Here is a 15,974-nt window from a genome sequence, read left to right as displayed (position 1 = left end):
GGCCCTCAAGATCAGGCCGCAGCGGCCTGAGACTTGGCTTCGCGATACAGGTTACGCACCTTGTCGGTCAGCTGCGCGCCGTTGCCGACCCAATGGTCGACGCGTGCGACGTCCAGCACGATGCGCGGTTCTGCGCCCTGGGCAACCGGGTTGTAGTAACCCAGGCGCTCGATGTTGCGGCCGTCGCGCGCGCTGCGCACGTCGGTCACGATGATGTGGTAGAACGGACGCTTCTTGGCGCCGCCGCGGGTCAGTCGGATCTTGACCATGGTGTTGTTTTCCTGAGTTGCCCAGTCGCCAGAGTGGCGCGGTAAGCCGGCGATTATAGCGGGCTCCGGCGGCGAAGCCAAGTCACCCCTGAACCGCTCAGATCGCTTGCCAGGCCTGGGTTTGCAGGGCCTGCTCCAGAATTGCCAGCTGGGCGGCGGCGTCCGGCCACTGCACAGACCCGACCGCCGCCAACGCCTGTTGCCCACGCGCATTGCAGCTGAAGCCGCCATCGAATCCGTGGAGTTCGTCCAGCGTGACGGGGCGCGTGTCCTGCTCGATGCCAATCGCTTGCAGCCCGGCCTGCAGCAGCCGCTGCCGGGTGCCGGGCAAGGCCGGCCCCCGTGGCCACACGACCCTGCCCTGCTGCCACAGGCCCAGATTCCAGAATGCCCCCTCCACTAGCCGGCCTTGCGGATCGATCAGCAGCGCGTCGTCGAACCCGGCAAGCATTGCCTGACGGCGCAGTTGCAGCAGCGCAAAGGTGCCGACGTGCTTTAACAGCGGCTGCTCGCGCACGTAGCAGGCCGGCTGCGCGCGCACAGCAGTTGCTGGCATCTGCGCAGCGGGCGAGAGCGCGATCAACACATCCAGTGCAACGACGCGCGCTGGATCGCGCAGGTCGAAATCCTGCGAAAACACCGTGATGCGCACGCTCGCATCGGCACTGCCGGCGACCGACAGTGCGGCGCGCAACTGCGCGCGAATGGCCTCAATATCGACGGCAGCACCAAACAGGGCTGCGCTGTCGTGCTGCAGCCGTTGCAGATGCAGGTCCAGCCCAAGCGCAGCGTTGTTGCGCACCTGCAGCGTGGTGAAGTGGCCGTAATTGTTCAACGCCGCGGCACTGAGCTGCTGCGCGGTGGCGGCCATGCCATTGCAGAAGATCAACGGCACAACAGCGCCTGCGCCTGTTCCCACCACTGCGTCACGACATGCGCAGCCGGCTGTGCAGGCGCCATCCAGGCGGATTGGCCGGCCCAGGCCTGCATCGCATCCAGACGGTTATCGCGCGCGGCCGCCTGGCGCATCGGCGCGGTGAGCCCGCGCTGCACCGGGTACGGCGCGGGTGGCGGTGCGTCTGCAGCGCTTGCTGCACTGACATACGCTGTGGTCAGCGCGCGCCCCAACCGGCCCGAGAATGCACGGGTTGGCTGGGTGTGCTCCGGCTCTGCCTGAGATAACGCGTCGGCCCAGGCGCTCGGCAATGCAGCTTCGGGCGTGCGTAGCAAGCCGGTGCCGATCTGTGCCGCGCTTGCGCCCAAGGTCAGCGCTGCCGCGATGCCGCGCGCATCGGCGATGCCGCCGGCCGCGATGACCGGGACATCGAGACGATCGACCAGACGCGGCAACAGCGCCAACAGCCCGGTCATCTGCTGCGCTGCGCGGCCGGCCTCGAACGCACCGCGATGACCCCCGGCCTCGGCCCCTTGCGCAACCACTGCATCGGCGCCTGCTGCCTGCGCCGCAAGGGCTTCGTCCAAGGTGGTCGCGCAGGCGAACCAGGCGATCCCGGCATTCTTGAGACGCTCCACCTGATCGGGCCGAAAGACACCCATGATCGATGAGGCAACTGCTGGCCGCGCAGCGAGCAAGGCATCCAATTGCGCATCGAAATCGGCAGGTGTCGCATCGCCCGCTGTCTCCGCCACCGGTGGCCCCCACTGCGCAAGAAACGCGCGCAGCCGCGCCTCGGTGGCCGCATCGCGTGCAGGTGTCGGGTCGGGAATCCATAGATTGATCTGCGCAGGCCCTGCGCTGGCCTCACGGAATGCCGCCATCCACGCCACGATGTCGTGCGGCTGCGATAACACCGCACCCATCGCGCCCATGCCACCGGCGTTGGCAACCGCCGCCGACAACGGCACCGGGCAGGCGCCGGCCATGGGACTGAGCAGGATCGGCAAGCGCAGCCCAAAGCGCTGCTGGAAGGCATCGACGTTGGAAAACCTGGTCATCAATCACTTCGCACACCATGAGATTGCGCATGGTAACCGCGATGGAGAAACGCTGATGCCGGCACGGGCACGGGCACGGGCACCTGCCGCGCCCGTCTACCTTGAAGTGGTCTGCCACGCCAGCACAAGGGCCAGCGCAAGATGCACGCACTGCGCCTGCGAATGTCTTCGCAGCGCGGCGTACGCAGGTTGCTCAGCGGAACGGCATGCCGCCGCGGCCGCCCATGGCGCCCATCATGCCCTTCATGTTGCGCATCAGGCCCTTCATGCCGCCGCCGGCCAGCTTGCCCATCATCTTTTCCATCTGCTGATACTGCTTCATCAGCTTGTTGACGTCGGCCGGCTGCATGCCCGAGCCGCGTGCGATGCGGGCGCGGCGCGAGCCGTTGAGCAGCGCGGGGTTGCGGCGCTCTTTCTTGGTCATCGAATTGATGATGGCGATCATGCGCGGCACTTCCTTGCCGGTGACCTGCTGCTTGACGTTGTCCGGGATCTGGCCCATGCCCGGCAGCTTGTCCATCAGCCCATGGATGCCGCCCATGTTCTGCATCTGCTCGAGCTGTTCCTTCATGTCGTTGAGGTCGAACTTCTTGCCCTTGGCGACCTTGGCGGCGAGCTTGGCGGCCTTTTCCTGATCGACGCTGTGCTCGACCTGCTCCACCAGCGACAGCACGTCGCCCATGTCCAGGATGCGGCTGGCAACGCGGTCGGGATGGAACACATCCAGGCCGTCGGTCTTTTCGCCGGTACCGACGAACTTGATCGGCTTGCCGGTGATGTAGCGCACGCTCAGTGCCGCGCCGCCGCGCGCGTCGCCGTCGGTCTTGGTCAGCACCACGCCGGTCAGCGGCAACGCCTCACCGAACGCCTTGGCGGTGTTGGCCGCGTCCTGGCCGGTCATCGCATCGACCACGAACAGGGTTTCGGTGGGGTTGACCGCGGCGTGCAGCGCCTTGATCTCGTCCATCATCGCCTGATCGATCGCCAGGCGGCCGGCGGTATCGACCAGCAACACGTCGACGAACGACTTCTTCGCATCGGAGATGGCCGCGCGCACGATGTCCACCGGCTTCTGCGAGGCGTCGGAGGCGAAGAACAGCACGCCCACCTGTTCGGCCAGGGTCTTGAGCTGCTCGATCGCGGCCGGGCGGTAGACGTCGGCCGAGACCACCATGACCTTCTTCTTGCGCTTTTCCTTCAGGTGCTTGGCGAGCTTGCCGACCGTGGTGGTCTTGCCTGCGCCCTGCAGACCGGCCATCAGCACGATCGCCGGCGCCGGCACGTTGAGATTGAGGTCGGTGGCGGCCGCGCCCATGACGGCGGTGAGCTCGTCGCGCACCACCTTGATCAGCGCCTGGCCCGGGGTCAGCGACTTGAGCACTTCCTGACCGACTGCGCGCACCTTGATGCGCTCGATCAGCGCCTGCACCACCGGCAGCGCCACGTCGGCCTCGAGCAGCGCGATGCGCACTTCGCGGGTGGCTTCGCGGATGTTCTCCTCGGTCAGGCGGCCGCGGCCGCGCAGGCGCTCCATGGTGCCGGAGAGACGTTGGGTAAGGGACTCGAACATGCGCAAAGGACCGCGGAGGGGAAACGGGTGCCGATTATAGCGGCACCGGCTGGCGGCCGGCCCCAGCCCCGGAAACGTGACCTTTTAAGGAACTCTTCGACCGCACCGCGCGGCGGGCAATCCGCCGGGACCGGGACTGCGACGAGCAGAACGGCAGCAAGGCCGGTAATAGACGCTCTACTGCGCACCCGGCGCACCCAGCTTCATGCGAGGTACCGCCCCCCCCCTGCCGGCCAGCAAAACCCCAGCGACCCATTGCCAGGCTTCCCCGATTCCCGATTCCCGATTCCCCAATCCCCAATCCCGGCCCCACCATGCGAAACTTCCACGATGACAATCGTTCTCATCGCGTTCGCCCTGTATCTGCTTGCCACGGCACTGCTCACCCGGGCGGTGTTGCGCGATGGCAACCAATCGCCTGCGCACTGGCTGGCGCCCGCATTGGCTGCAGTGGCCTTGCACGCCGGTTACCACGTGCTGGTGGCCGTGCGCACCGCCGGCGGGCCGGACATGCACTTCTTCGCGGCCTTGTCGTTGTGCGGGCTGGGTATGGCTGCGCTGACGGCGGTGTTCGGCGGCCGCGGGCGGATGGCGGCGGTGGGTGTGGTGGTGTTCCCGCTGTCGGCGATCCTGTTGGCCAGCTACCACGCCTACGGCCATGAGCCCAGTTCGGATCTGGGCTGGCGACTCGAATTGCACGCGTGGCTGGCCTTGCTGGCCTACGCCACGCTGGGCATCGCGGCGCTGCTGGCAATCATGCTGTGGCTGCAGGAACGCGCGTTGCGGCGGCGCGATTTCCATAGCTGGCTACGCGCACTGCCACCGCTGACCGAGCTGGAAACGCTGCTGTTCCGCACGATCACGGTGGGCTTTGTGCTGTTGAGCCTGACCCTGCTGACCGGCCTGTTGTTCGTGCAGGACTTCCTGGCGCAGCGGCTGTTGCAAAAGACCGTGCTGAGCATCCTGTCGTGGATCGTGTTCGGTGCGCTGCTGATCGGCCGCTGGCGCAATGGCTGGCGCGGCACCAAGGCGGTGCACTGGACGCTGACCGCGATGGCGCTACTGGTGCTGTCGTTCTTCGGCAGCAAGTTCGTCATCGAGCTGGTGCTGGGGCCGCGTTGAGCGCGGTTGGCCTAGCCCAGCGTCTCAGATGTGAAATCGAACACGGCGAAGTGCGATCGCCTGGATTGCACATCCTGGCCGGTGCGCTGGCCGCGCGCATGGATCGAACTTCTGCGGCCTGCTACGGGCACAGGCCACACCAGAGCATTGGCAACCCAGGCTTGCGGCAACTGAAGGTCTTGCGACTTCAGAACCGGCACTGCGATCAGCGGCGCCGGGTCGCGCCCGCACGACGCAGCTCAGCCAACCCCCAAGCGCTGAAATCTCTCACGCATCCAGCGCGGCGCGCACGGCGTCCCAGGGCTGGTCCGGCCCCGCCTTGGCAAAGCGATAGCTGATACTGCGGCGGTAGGTCTGGCCCGGCCGCAGGATGGTCGAAGGGAAGTTGGGGTGGTTGGGAGCGTCCGGATAGTCCTGCGGCTCCAGGCATACGCCACGGCCCAGTCCGGGATGGTGGGCGTCCAGATGCTGGCCTTCGTACACCTGCACCGCCGGGGCATCGCTGCTGATGCGCAGCGCCACGCCACTGTGCGGGGAGTACAGCTCGGCAACGCAGTCCGCGTCGGCGGCCAGCACCAGACATTGGTCATAGCCCTTGCCGAGGATGATCTGGGGATGCGCCGGCTGAGTGTTGTCGGCCAGCGCAGCAGGCTGGCGGAAATCGAATGGCGTACCGGTCACCGATGCGATCTCGCCCGTGGGGATCGACTCGGCATCCACCGGCAGGTAGCGATCGGCCGGCACGCGCAGCACCTGCGCTGCGGCCCGCAGCTGCGGATCGCCGGACAGATTGAAATACGGGTGGTGGGTAAGGTTCAACGCAGTCGCGGCATCGCAGTGCGCTTGGAAGTTCAGCTGCAGGCTCAGCCCGTGAAGCTGCAGGTGCGCGCGCACATGCAGATTGCCGGGGTAGCCCTCTTCGCCATCGGGTGAGTCGTAGCCCAACAGCACCTGGTCCGGCGCCTGCTCCAGCACGCTCCACACCCGTCGCCCGAAACCGCGCAGCCCGCCGTGCAACTGGTTACGCCCCTCATTGGCGGCCAGCACGTGGGTGACGCCCTCCAGGGTGTAACGCGCACCGGCGATGCGGTTGCCGAAGCGGCCCACCAGAATGTTGAGGCTGTCGCCATCGGCAGCATAGGCGGCTAGATCCGGCAGGTTCAGCACTAGCGGCACGACACCCTGTGCGGTGGTCAACTGCAGCGTATGCAGGATGCCGCCGTAGGTGAGCACCTCCGCCTGCAGACCAGCCTGGCTGCGTAGCGTGAGCGCATGGATTTCGACACCGTCTGGCAACTGCCCGAACACTCGCTGCATGGATCGTCCTGCCGATGAGGTAGCCCGCGAGCATAGCCGCATGCGATGGCTGCCGACCATGCCGCCGCGCACATCCTGGCCGGCGAGGCGATTGCAGTGGCGAAGCGACTGCCGCGCTCGCCTGCAGCGGCCGCGCTGCAGCAATACAAAGGGCGGCCACCGGCACTACGCTAGCCGCGCACTTCCCATCGCAGCAGCACCCACCCGACCATCGACCAGCACAGGAGCACCGACCCGATGCAGTGGATTTCCCCCGCGTTGCAGGCATCGCGCAGGCAGCTGTTGAACGCCGTTTTCGTCGCCACCGCGCTTGCCAGCGTGCCGGCCAGCTTCGCTGCCGAGGTCAAAGCCAGCGGCACCTTGCGCGTGGACCAGCCCGGCGCGCAGGTGTCACGGCACCTGTTCGGCCAATTCGCCGAGCATCTGGGCACCGGCATCTATGGTGGCGTGTGGGTGGGCGAGGAATCGCCGATCCCCAATACGCGCGGCTATCGCAACGACGTGGTCGCCGCGCTGAAAGCCATTGCCGTGCCCAACATCCGCTGGCCTGGAGGTTGCTTCGCCGACGAATACCACTGGCGCGATGGCGTCGGCACGCCGGGCAAGCGCCCGATCCGGGTCAACACGCACTGGGGCGGTGTGGAAGAGTCCAACCGTTTCGGCACGCACGAGTTCATGGACTTCACCGAATTGCTCGGCACCCAGGCCTATGTCGCCGGGAATGTGGGCGATGCTGCGCCGGAGGAGATTGCGCAGTGGACCGAATACATGACCGCGCCGACACGCTCGAGCCTGGCCAACGAGCGCCGCGCCAATGGCCGCGATGCGCCCTGGCAGGTTCCCTACTTCGGTGTGGGCAACGAGCTGTGGGGCTGCGGCGGCAATATGCGCGTGGAGTACGCAGCCGATGTGTTTCGCCGCTACCAGACCTTCGTCAAGTCGCCGGCCAACCAGAAGATTTTCAAGATCGCGCCCGGCCCAAGCGACGACGACTATCACTGGACCGAGGTGATGATGCGCGAGGCCACCAAGTTCATGGATGGGCTGAGCATGCACTACTACACCATTCCCGGTGGCTGGCCGCCGCGCGCGTCTTCGACCACGTTCGACGAAACCGCGTGGATCCAGACGTTGTCACGCACGCTGGTGATGGACGAGCTGATCACCAAGCACAGCGCGATCATGGACAAGTACGACCCGGCCAGGAAAGTATCCCTGGTCGTGGACGAATGGGGCACCTGGTATGCGCCATTGCCAGGCACCAATCCCGGCTTCCTGCAGCAGCAAAACAGCCTGCGTGACGCGCTGGTGGCGTCGCTCAACTTCGACATCTTCAGCCAGCATGCCGAGCGTGTGCGCATGGCCAACATCGCGCAGATGGTCAATGTGCTGCAGGCGATGATCCTCACCGATGGCGAGAAGATGGTGCTGACGCCGACCTATCACGTGTTTGCGCTTTACAAGCCCTACCAGGACGCCACACACCTGCCGCTGCAATTGCAGACACCTGCGTATCGTCATGGCGACACGCAGGTGCCGGCCGTGCACGGCTCGGCGGTCAAGGCGAAGGACGGCCATGTGTATCTCGCGCTGACCAACCTGGACGCGACTGCGGCGGCGGCTGTGAGCGTGCAGGTGGAAGGGCTGCCGCTGCGTGCGGTGGAGGGACAGATCCTGACCGCACCGGCGATCACCACGTACAACACCTATGCGCAGCCACAGGCCGTTGCGCCGGCGGCATTCAAAGGCGCACGTGTCCAAGGCAAGGCAGTGAACGTGGCGCTGCCGGCGCATTCGATCGTGATGCTCAAGTTGCGATGAGCGATCGGATGCAATGCACAGGGCCTGCCCAGGCGCATGACGTGTCGGGCACCGCCAGCCGTGTGGCGCCGCGTTGCCGCGCGCGGGCGCGCCTTCGAACCGGGCGCGATCGTTGCATCTGGTGTGCCTGGTGGTCACGTCGCCGTGCCGGCGTGACACGTCGGGTTGAAGGCGCCATCGACAAGGCGCACTAGCAGCACCGTCGATGCCGCACGCCCAGCCAACGTCTACGCGTTGGCGGGAGTGCTCTTGAGCATGTCGATGAGCTGGCGCAGGCGGTAGGGTTTGGGCAGGAAATCGACCTGAGCCGGCAACGGCGGCAACTGCGCCTTGGCAAATCCCGAGGCCAGAATCACGCGTGCCTGCGGCAGCAGTTGCGCCACCTGCTCGCTCAGCTCAATGCCCGACATGCCGTTGGGCATGCGGATATCACTGAACACCACGTCGTACGGGCCGCTGTCGCGCACCATGCGCAACGCGCTGTGACCATCATCGGCGGTGTCGACGCTGATGCCGGCATCGCGCAGCGCTTCGCCGATCAGTTCGCGCAGTTCTTCTTGGTCTTCCACCATCAGTAGGCGAAGGGATTCAGTCATGCTCGGCCTCCTCGACGGCCGGGAGAAACACGGTGACGGTGGTGCCGCGTCCGGGTGCGGTCTCAAGCTCGACGAAGCCACCGGACTGGGATGCGAAGCCATAGACCTGGCTCAAGCCCAGGCCGGAGCCCTTGCCGACATCTTTGGTGGTGAAAAAAGGTTCGCTGGCGCGCTGTGCAACGTGCGCGGACATCCCCGGACCATCGTCGCGTAACGCAAGGGCGACGTACGGGCGAAGGACGCCTTGGTGGCCTGAGGGTTCGGGTCGTTGCGCAGCAGAAGTCAGCAACACGATGCTGCCGCCAGCGGGCATCGCATCGCAACTATTGAAGACCAGGTTGAGCAGCGCCGCCTCCAGCTGGCCAGGGTCGACGCGCACATGCGGCAGTGCGTCGGCGAACTGCAACGCCAAGCTCACACCCGGCGGGCAAGCACGCCGTAACAGTTCCAGCGAACGGGTCACGATGTCGTTGACGGGGTGGCGCTCGGGGTTCAGCTGTTGCCCGCGCGCGAAAGCGAGCAGTTGCCGCGTCAACAAGGTGCCACGATCCACCGCAGTTTGGGCCACTTCGATCAACATGCGGGTGCGCGCATCCTCGCCAGCGCGCAGCGCTATCAGGTCCAGGCTGGTCACCATCACCGTAAGCAGGTTGTTGAAATCGTGGGCCATGCCCAGCGTCAACCGGCCCAAGGCTTCGACCTTCTGCGATTGCAGCAACGCCTGCTGCGCCTGTTGCAGCAACTGCTGCGCTTCATGGCGCTTGGTCAGATCGCGGGTGACTTTTGCAAACCCGACCAGCACGCCGAATTCCAGCACCGGTTCGATCACCACGCTGGCCCAGAACCGGCTGCCGTCCTTGCGCAGGCGCCAACCTTCGGCAGCGAAGCGCCCTGCTTGCTTGGCAATTTCCAGATTGCGGCTGGGTTCGTCGCGTTGCGCATCCTCGGGCAAGTAGAATCGCGAGAAATGCGTGCCCAGGACCTCGCTTGCGCTGTAGCCCTTGATGCGTTCGCCGCCGGGGTTCCAGCTGCGAATATGCCCACCGATATCGAGCATATAGATCGCGTAATCGGACACGCTCTGTACCAACAGCTGACACTGCCGGCTGTCGTAAGAAAGCGGCCCTGCGCTGTCGACGGCCGTTTCCGCATCCATCGCGCGATGATTCTCCGGAAAAGCGCGGGACCATATTGATAGCGACGTGAAGGCTGCGTGCAAGCCAACCCGGCAGCAAAAAGCGTCAATTTCCCGGCGATTTGTGCGTGAAAGTTATCGGCTACCATGACCGCCCTTCCAGTTCGGTCCACGCACCTTATGCACACCATCTCGACCACACGCGACCGCTGGGTGTGGGTCATCGCGGGGGCCTTGATGGCTGGAACGCTGGGCATGGAACTGGTGACCCCGCTCGGTTATGCAGTGTGGCTGACCTACTTCGTGGCAGTGGGCGTGACGGTGTTTCAGAACCGCCCGCAGGTGCCACTCATCGTCGGCGTGCTGTCGTGTGTCTTGCTGGCGATCGGTTTTCAGCTCGCGCCACCAAGCACGAATTCGAGCTTTTCCTCGGTCAATCGCAGCATTGGCGGCGTGTCGTTCCTGGCAATGGCGTTGGTGGTGATGCAGGCGATCCGCGCACGCCGCCAGGCCGAATTCGCACTATGGTTGCAGCAGGCAGAAAACACGGTCGAAGCCAGTTTGCGCGGCGATCAGGCACCGCAGGAGCTGGCCGACGCCGCGGTGCGCGCACTGTGCCAGACACTGGATGCGCAGGTCGGCGCGCTGTATCGCATCGAGGGCGACCGTCTGCGACTCACCGGTGGTGCGGCGTTGCCGCCGGATCTGCCGCAGACGCTGCCCACCGCAGCCGGCCAGCTCGGCGAAGTGCTGCAACGTGGCACGGTGCGTCGCATCCGTGGCATGGACGCCGGGCATCTGCAGATTGCCTCCGGGCTGGGCCAGAGCAGCTGCCAGGAGCTGCTGCTGGCGCCGATCACCGCCGACGACCGGGTGATCGGCGTCATCGAGCTCGGGCGCGTGACCGACCCACGCACCGCCGGCTCGCGCGAAGAAGAACTGCTGGCACGCTGCGGCGAGAACATCGGCCTGGCACTGCGCACCGCATTGCTGCGCGCGCAGCTGGTGGCGTTGCTGGAAGAAACCCAGCGACAGAGCGAGGAACTGCAGACCCAGCAGGAAGAACTGCGCGTGGCCAACGAGGAACTCGAAGAACAGAGCCGTAGCCTGCAGCAATCGCAAAGCGACCTGGAAGTGCAGCAGGCAGAACTGGAACAGACCAACGTGCAGCTGGAAGAGCGCACGCAGGCGCTTGAGGCGCAAAAGCAGGCCTTGTTGATCGCGCAGAATCAGCTGGTGCGCAATAGCAACGAGTTGTCCACTGCATCGCGCTACAAGTCGGAATTCCTGGCCAACATGTCGCACGAGTTGCGCACGCCGCTCAACAGCGCCTTGATCCTGGCCAAGTTGCTGGCCGACAACAAGGACGGCACGCTCAGCGCCGAGCAGGTGAAATATGCGCAGGCGATCCTGTCGTCCAACAACGACCTGCTGGCGCTTATCAACGACATCCTGGACCTGTCCAAGATCGAAGCCGGGCACGTGGAGCTGGCCGACGAAACGGTCGTCACCGATTCGGTGCTGCAACGCCTGCGCGAAACCTTCGAACCGCTGGCGCGACAGAAGGGTCTGGCATTGGAGATCGCGGCAGCTGCCGGCGCGCCGGCACAGTTGGTCGTCGACAACCAGCGCCTGCAGCAGATCCTGAAGAACCTGTTGGCCAACGCCATCAAGTTCACCGAACACGGCAAGGTCAGCTTGACGGTCCAGGCGCATGCGCCCGGCCGTGTGCACTTTGCGGTGACCGATACCGGCATCGGCATCGCGCGCGAACAGAGCGAGGTGATCTTCGAAGCGTTCCGTCAGGCCGACGGCAGCACGCGCCGCCGTTATGGCGGTACCGGGTTGGGTCTGTCGATTTCGCGCGACCTGGCCCAACGCATGGGCGGCAGCATCAGTGTGGACAGCGAGCCCGGGCGCGGCAGCTGCTTTACGCTGGAATTGCCGACCGATGGCGCACCTGCGGAGGTGACCGGCCCTGCCGATACAGCTACGAACGCCGCCGCGGTCGCAGGCCCGGCGTCTGCTGCCCATGTGCAACAACGCAACGGCAGCGCGATGGGTGCGCAATCCGGCGCATCTGGTGGTGCGGTGGCCCACACGGTGCCGGTGCCAATCGCATCGCCCAACGCTGCACCGATCCAACGGGCCGACGACGATCGCGACCAACGCAGCCGCCCCGGCCGGCTGATCCTGGCGGTGGAAGACGACACCCGCTTTGCGCAAGCACTGGTGGAACTGGCCCACGAACTGGATTTCGATTGCGTGGTGGCCCCCAACGCAGAAGAGGCCCTGCGCCTGGCCGCCGAGATGCGCCCGAGCGGCATCCTGCTGGACATCGGCCTGCCGGATGCGTCCGGTCTGAGCGTGCTCGAACGCCTCAAGCGCGATCCGGCCACTCGCCATGTGCCTGTCCACGTGGTGTCCGCGCTGGAACGCAGCCAGATTGCGCTGGAGCTTGGTGCGGTTGGCTACCTGATCAAGCCGGCCACGCGCGAACTGCTGGCCGGTGCGATCCGCCAGCTGGAAGAAACCAATGCACGCGCAGTGCGTCGTTTGTTGATCGTCGAAGACGACAGCGCATTGCGCGCGAACCTGCAATTGCTGCTGGCGCGCGACCAGCTGGACATCGTCGCGGTCGGCAGCATTGCCGAGGCGATGGATCAGCTGGCACGCTCCACCTTCGATTGCATGGTTACCGATCTGGCCTTGCCCGACGGCAGCGGCTACGACCTGCTCGAACGCATGGCCGGCAACGATGCGGTCGCCTTCCCTCCCGTGATCGTCTACACCGGGCGCGCCCTGACCCGCGACGAAGAACAAGGCCTGCGCCGGTATTCCAAGAGCATCATCATCAAGGGCGTGCGCTCGCCGGAACGCCTGCTCGACGAGGTGACGCTGTTCCTGCACAGCGTGGAAGCCTCGTTGCCCAGCGATCAGCAGCGCCTGCTGCGCGAAGCACGCCGCCGCGACGCGGTGCTGGACGGCGCCACCGTGTTGCTGGCCGAAGACGACGTGCGCAACATCTTTGCGCTCTCCAGCGTGCTCGAACCGCTGGGCGTCACGCTGCAGATCGCACGCAATGGCCGCGAGGCGCTGGAGCACCTGGCCAAGCACGAGGTGGACCTGGTCCTGATGGACATCATGATGCCGGAGATGGATGGCATCACCGCGATGCGGCAGATCCGTACGAACCGTCAATGGCAGGATCTGCCCATCATCGCGCTGACCGCCAAGGCCATGGCCGACGACCGCGAACGCTGCCTGGAAGCCGGCGCCAACGACTACATCGCCAAGCCCATCGACGTGGACAAGCTGGTCTCGCTGTGCCGCGTGTGGTGCTCGCGGCAATGAACGCGGTAGAGCTGTTCGACCTGGAACTGCGCGTGCTGCTGGAAGCGGTATTCCAGCGCTATCACTACGACTTCCGCGACTATGCGGTGTCGTCGTTGCGACGGCGCATGCGCCACGCGATGGCGCGTTTCGACTGCGCGCGCGTGGCCGATCTGCAGCACCGTCTGCTGCACGAGCCGGACACCTTCGCGCAGGCGATGCAGTTCTTCACCGTGCAGGTCTCGGAGATGTTCCGCGACCCGGCATATTTCCGCGTCCTGCGCGAGCATGCGGTGCCGGTCTTGCGTACCTATCCCTCGATCAAGCTCTGGGTGGCAGGCTGCAGTACCGGTGAAGAAGTCTGGTCCCTGGCCATCCTGCTGCACGAAGAAGGCCTGTTGGAAAAGGCGGTGATCTACGCCACCGACATCAACCCCGAAGCGCTGGGCATGGCCGAAGCCGGCGCCTATGGCATCGATCGTATCGCGCAGTTCAGCCGCAATTATCTGGACGCCGGTGGCCGCACCTCGCTGTCGGACTACTACACCACCGCTTACGACGGTGCGGTGTTCGACCGGCGCCTGAAACGCAATATCGTGTTCGCCGATCACAGCCTGGCCACCGACACGGTGTTTTCCGAAGTCCACCTGGTGTCATGCCGCAACGTGCTGATCTATTTCAACCGCAGCTTGCAGGATCGCGCGGTGGGGCTGTTCTACGACGCATTGGTGCATCGCGGATTTCTCGGATTGGGCAGCAAGGAGTCGCTGCAGTTCGGCGCGCACGCGCAGGCCTTCGAAGCCTGCGCGCGCGAGCAGCGGCTGTATCGGAAGGCCGCATGAGCCGCGCGTCTGCAGCCCAGTGTTTCGATGCGATCGTGATTGGTGCCTCCGCCGGTGGCGTGATGGCCATGCAGGCGTTGTTGTCCGGGCTGCCGGCGGATTTGCCGATGCCGGTGTTGGTCGTGCTGCATCTGCCGCGCGACCGCCCCAGCCACATCGCCGAGCTGCTGGATGCGCGCTGCGCGTTGCCGGTGCGCGAGGCCGACGACAAGCAACCGCTGCTGCCCGGCACCGTCACCATCGCCCCGCCCGACTACCACCTGCTGGTGGAAACCCGCCACAGCCTGGCGTTGTCGATGGATGCGCCGGTGTTGTTTTCGCGCCCGGCGATCGACCTGCTGTTCGAATCGGCTGCCGATGTCTTCGGCGAACGCCTGCTGGCGATCCTGCTCACCGGTGCCAGCAGCGACGGCAGCGCCGGGGTGGCCGCGGTGCGTGCGGTGGGCGGTACCGCCTGGATCCAGCGCCCCGATGACGCCGCCGCCTCGTTGATGCCCGCCTCCGCTCTCGCCCACGCCGGCGCCGATGCGGTGCTGACCTTGCAAGCCATCTGCACCCGACTGGAAGCTTTTCACGCATGAACCTCACCGCGACCGGCCTGGCTGCAAGCAGCGACGACACCGAATCGACCAAGATCCTGATCGTGGACGATGTGCCGCAGAACCTGGTGGCCATGGAAGCGCTGCTGCAACGCGACGGCATCCGCGTGCTATGCGCGGCTTCCGGTGCGCAGGCGCTGGAACTGCTGCTCGAACACGACGTGGCATTGGCGCTGCTGGACGTGCACATGCCGGAAATGGACGGCTTTTCACTAGCGGAATTGATGCGCGGTTCGCAGCGCACCCGGCATGTGCCGATCATTTTCCTGACCGCCTCGCCAAACGATCCGATGCGCGCTTTCCAGGGTTATGAAACCGGCGCCGTGGATTTTCTGCACAAGCCGATCGAGCCGCACGTGATCTTGAGCAAGGTCAACGTGTTCATCGAGTTGTACCAGCAGCGGCGGCTGCTCAAGGCGAGAAATGCCTCGCTCGAACGCGCGCTCACGCTCAACGAAACCATGATGGCCGTGCTCACCCACGACCTGCGCACGCCGCTGTCGGTGATCCTGCTGTGCGCCGACAAACTCGGCCTGGATGTTGATGCCGACAGTTCGGCGGCGCGCACGCTGGAACACCTGGAAAACAGCGCGCACCGCATGTCGCGCATGGTCGAGCAATTGCTGGATTTTTCGCGCCTGCGCACCGATGGTTTGCCGATGCAGTTCGGCCCATGCAACCTGGGCGAGGTGGTGCACAGCGTGGTGGGCGAAGTGGCGCAGGCCAATCCGCACACTACGATCGACCTGCGCACCGAGGGCGACCTGGATGGCGATGGGGATGGCGACCGGTTGGCGCAGGTCGTGTCCAATCTGGTCGGCAACGCCGTCCTGCATGGCGGACGCCATCCGGTGCAGGTGCATCTGGATGGACGCGAACACGACACCCTGCGCCTGTCGGTGCGCAACGCCGGCAGCATCCCCGACAGCCTGATGCCGCGCCTGTTCGAACCGTTCAAGGCCAGCTTCCATGCCAGCCAAGGACTGGGACTGGGCCTGTTCATCGCCGACCAGTTCGTCAAGGCACACGGCGGCACGCTGCAGGCGCGCAACGAGGACGGCGATGTGGTCTTCGAAGCACGACTGCGCCGCCACAACCTGGCAGCCTGACCGCCGCACGTTCCCGGCGGCTGCAGTGCCGAGGCGCGCGCAGGTGTGCGACCAGCGCATCTTGGCCGATGGATTGCCGCGGCCTCCAGCAAGAGGGGCCAACAGCGCGCTGCCGTCGATCAACGCACAACAGATCCGCTGCCGCCGTGTCAGCGAGCCCGACAGCCAGCGCCTTGGCAGTGCGCCAGGCGGCCCAGGTGACAGCCAACTCAAGCAGTGCCGTTGCACCCCATGCGCCGTATGCTCGTGCGGCCAGCGCGCTGGACGCACGCTCCTGCCCCACTGCTCTCCAGTTCTTGGTCGTA

At 65.6% G+C, this 15,974-nt stretch carries 13 protein-coding genes; 6 read left to right on the top strand and 7 right to left on the bottom strand.

What is annotated here, in order from left to right; translation table 11 throughout:
- Positions 1 to 11: 11 nt before the first annotated feature.
- From rpsP to ffh, 4 genes are all read right to left on the bottom strand, one after another.
- Entirely contained in the window at positions 12 to 269 is a 258-nt protein-coding gene (gene rpsP, locus HLH45_RS11255) for a 30S ribosomal protein S16 (protein WP_003484223.1), read from the bottom strand.
- A 97-nt stretch (positions 270 to 366) separates the two neighbouring features.
- Positions 367 to 1,164 (bottom strand): aminotransferase class IV family protein, encoded by a 798-nt coding sequence (locus HLH45_RS11250; protein WP_008571120.1) that lies wholly within the window; start codon positions 1,162 to 1,164, stop codon positions 367 to 369.
- On the bottom strand, positions 1,155 to 2,225 hold the full coding sequence (locus HLH45_RS11245) for an NAD(P)H-dependent flavin oxidoreductase (protein ID WP_008571119.1): 1,071 nt from the start codon (positions 2,223 to 2,225) through the stop codon (positions 1,155 to 1,157). Before HLH45_RS11245 ends, HLH45_RS11250 begins: the two co-directional genes overlap by 10 nt.
- A gap of 193 nt (positions 2,226 to 2,418) precedes the next feature.
- Complete coding sequence (gene ffh / locus HLH45_RS11240; RefSeq protein ID WP_008571118.1) at positions 2,419 to 3,795, bottom strand: signal recognition particle protein; 1,377 nt, start codon at positions 3,793 to 3,795, stop codon at positions 2,419 to 2,421.
- Positions 3,796 to 4,125: 330 nt separating this feature from the next.
- On the opposite strand from ffh, the gene HLH45_RS11235 reads away from it, so the two are divergent.
- Positions 4,126 to 4,917, top strand: a complete 792-nt coding sequence (locus tag HLH45_RS11235; RefSeq protein WP_008571117.1) for a cytochrome C assembly family protein — start codon at positions 4,126 to 4,128, stop codon at positions 4,915 to 4,917.
- Between the two features lie 267 nt (positions 4,918 to 5,184).
- Here HLH45_RS11235 and HLH45_RS11230 read toward each other — a convergent pair whose 3' ends face one another.
- Positions 5,185 to 6,234 (bottom strand): aldose epimerase family protein, encoded by a 1,050-nt coding sequence (locus HLH45_RS11230; RefSeq protein WP_008571114.1) that lies wholly within the window; start codon positions 6,232 to 6,234, stop codon positions 5,185 to 5,187.
- A gap of 237 nt (positions 6,235 to 6,471) precedes the next feature.
- Between HLH45_RS11230 and HLH45_RS11225 the strand changes: the two genes are divergently transcribed.
- Positions 6,472 to 8,055: an alpha-N-arabinofuranosidase gene (locus HLH45_RS11225; RefSeq protein WP_008571112.1), complete on the top strand. Its 1,584-nt coding sequence runs from the start codon at positions 6,472 to 6,474 to the stop codon at positions 8,053 to 8,055.
- 227 nt (positions 8,056 to 8,282) lie between these two features.
- Here HLH45_RS11225 and HLH45_RS11220 read toward each other — a convergent pair whose 3' ends face one another.
- Together HLH45_RS11220 and HLH45_RS11215 are read right to left on the bottom strand one after the other, a co-directional pair.
- A complete protein-coding gene (locus tag HLH45_RS11220; protein WP_007967477.1) occupies positions 8,283 to 8,651 on the bottom strand; it encodes a response regulator in 369 nt (122 codons plus the stop codon).
- Positions 8,644 to 9,807, bottom strand: coding sequence for a PAS domain-containing hybrid sensor histidine kinase/response regulator family protein (locus tag HLH45_RS11215; protein WP_008571110.1), 1,164 nt, complete (start codon positions 9,805 to 9,807; stop codon positions 8,644 to 8,646). The genes HLH45_RS11220 and HLH45_RS11215 overlap by 8 nt, the downstream gene beginning before the upstream one ends.
- 159 nt (positions 9,808 to 9,966) lie before the next feature.
- Between HLH45_RS11215 and HLH45_RS11210 the strand changes: the two genes are divergently transcribed.
- The 4 genes from HLH45_RS11210 to HLH45_RS11195 are packed head-to-tail and all read left to right on the top strand — an operon-like array spanning position 9,967 to position 15,669.
- Positions 9,967 to 13,140, top strand: coding sequence for a response regulator (locus HLH45_RS11210; protein WP_008571109.1), 3,174 nt, complete (start codon positions 9,967 to 9,969; stop codon positions 13,138 to 13,140).
- Positions 13,113 to 13,961 (top strand): CheR family methyltransferase, encoded by an 849-nt coding sequence (locus tag HLH45_RS11205; RefSeq protein WP_008571108.1) that lies wholly within the window; start codon positions 13,113 to 13,115, stop codon positions 13,959 to 13,961. Before HLH45_RS11210 ends, HLH45_RS11205 begins: the two co-directional genes overlap by 28 nt.
- Positions 13,958 to 14,542: a chemotaxis protein CheB gene (locus HLH45_RS11200; RefSeq protein ID WP_008571107.1), complete on the top strand. Its 585-nt coding sequence runs from the start codon at positions 13,958 to 13,960 to the stop codon at positions 14,540 to 14,542. The genes HLH45_RS11205 and HLH45_RS11200 overlap by 4 nt, the downstream gene beginning before the upstream one ends.
- Entirely contained in the window at positions 14,539 to 15,669 is a 1,131-nt protein-coding gene (locus HLH45_RS11195) for a hybrid sensor histidine kinase/response regulator (RefSeq protein WP_008571106.1), read from the top strand. The genes HLH45_RS11200 and HLH45_RS11195 overlap by 4 nt, the downstream gene beginning before the upstream one ends.
- Positions 15,670 to 15,974: the final 305 nt, after the last annotated feature.

Origin of the sequence: Xanthomonas euvesicatoria (assembly GCF_013112235.1) — a bacterium.
Classification (GTDB): Bacteria; Pseudomonadota; Gammaproteobacteria; order Xanthomonadales; family Xanthomonadaceae; genus Xanthomonas; species Xanthomonas euvesicatoria.
Note: the sequence above shows the minus strand (reverse complement) of the source record. Positions and strands in the feature narration are given on the sequence as shown.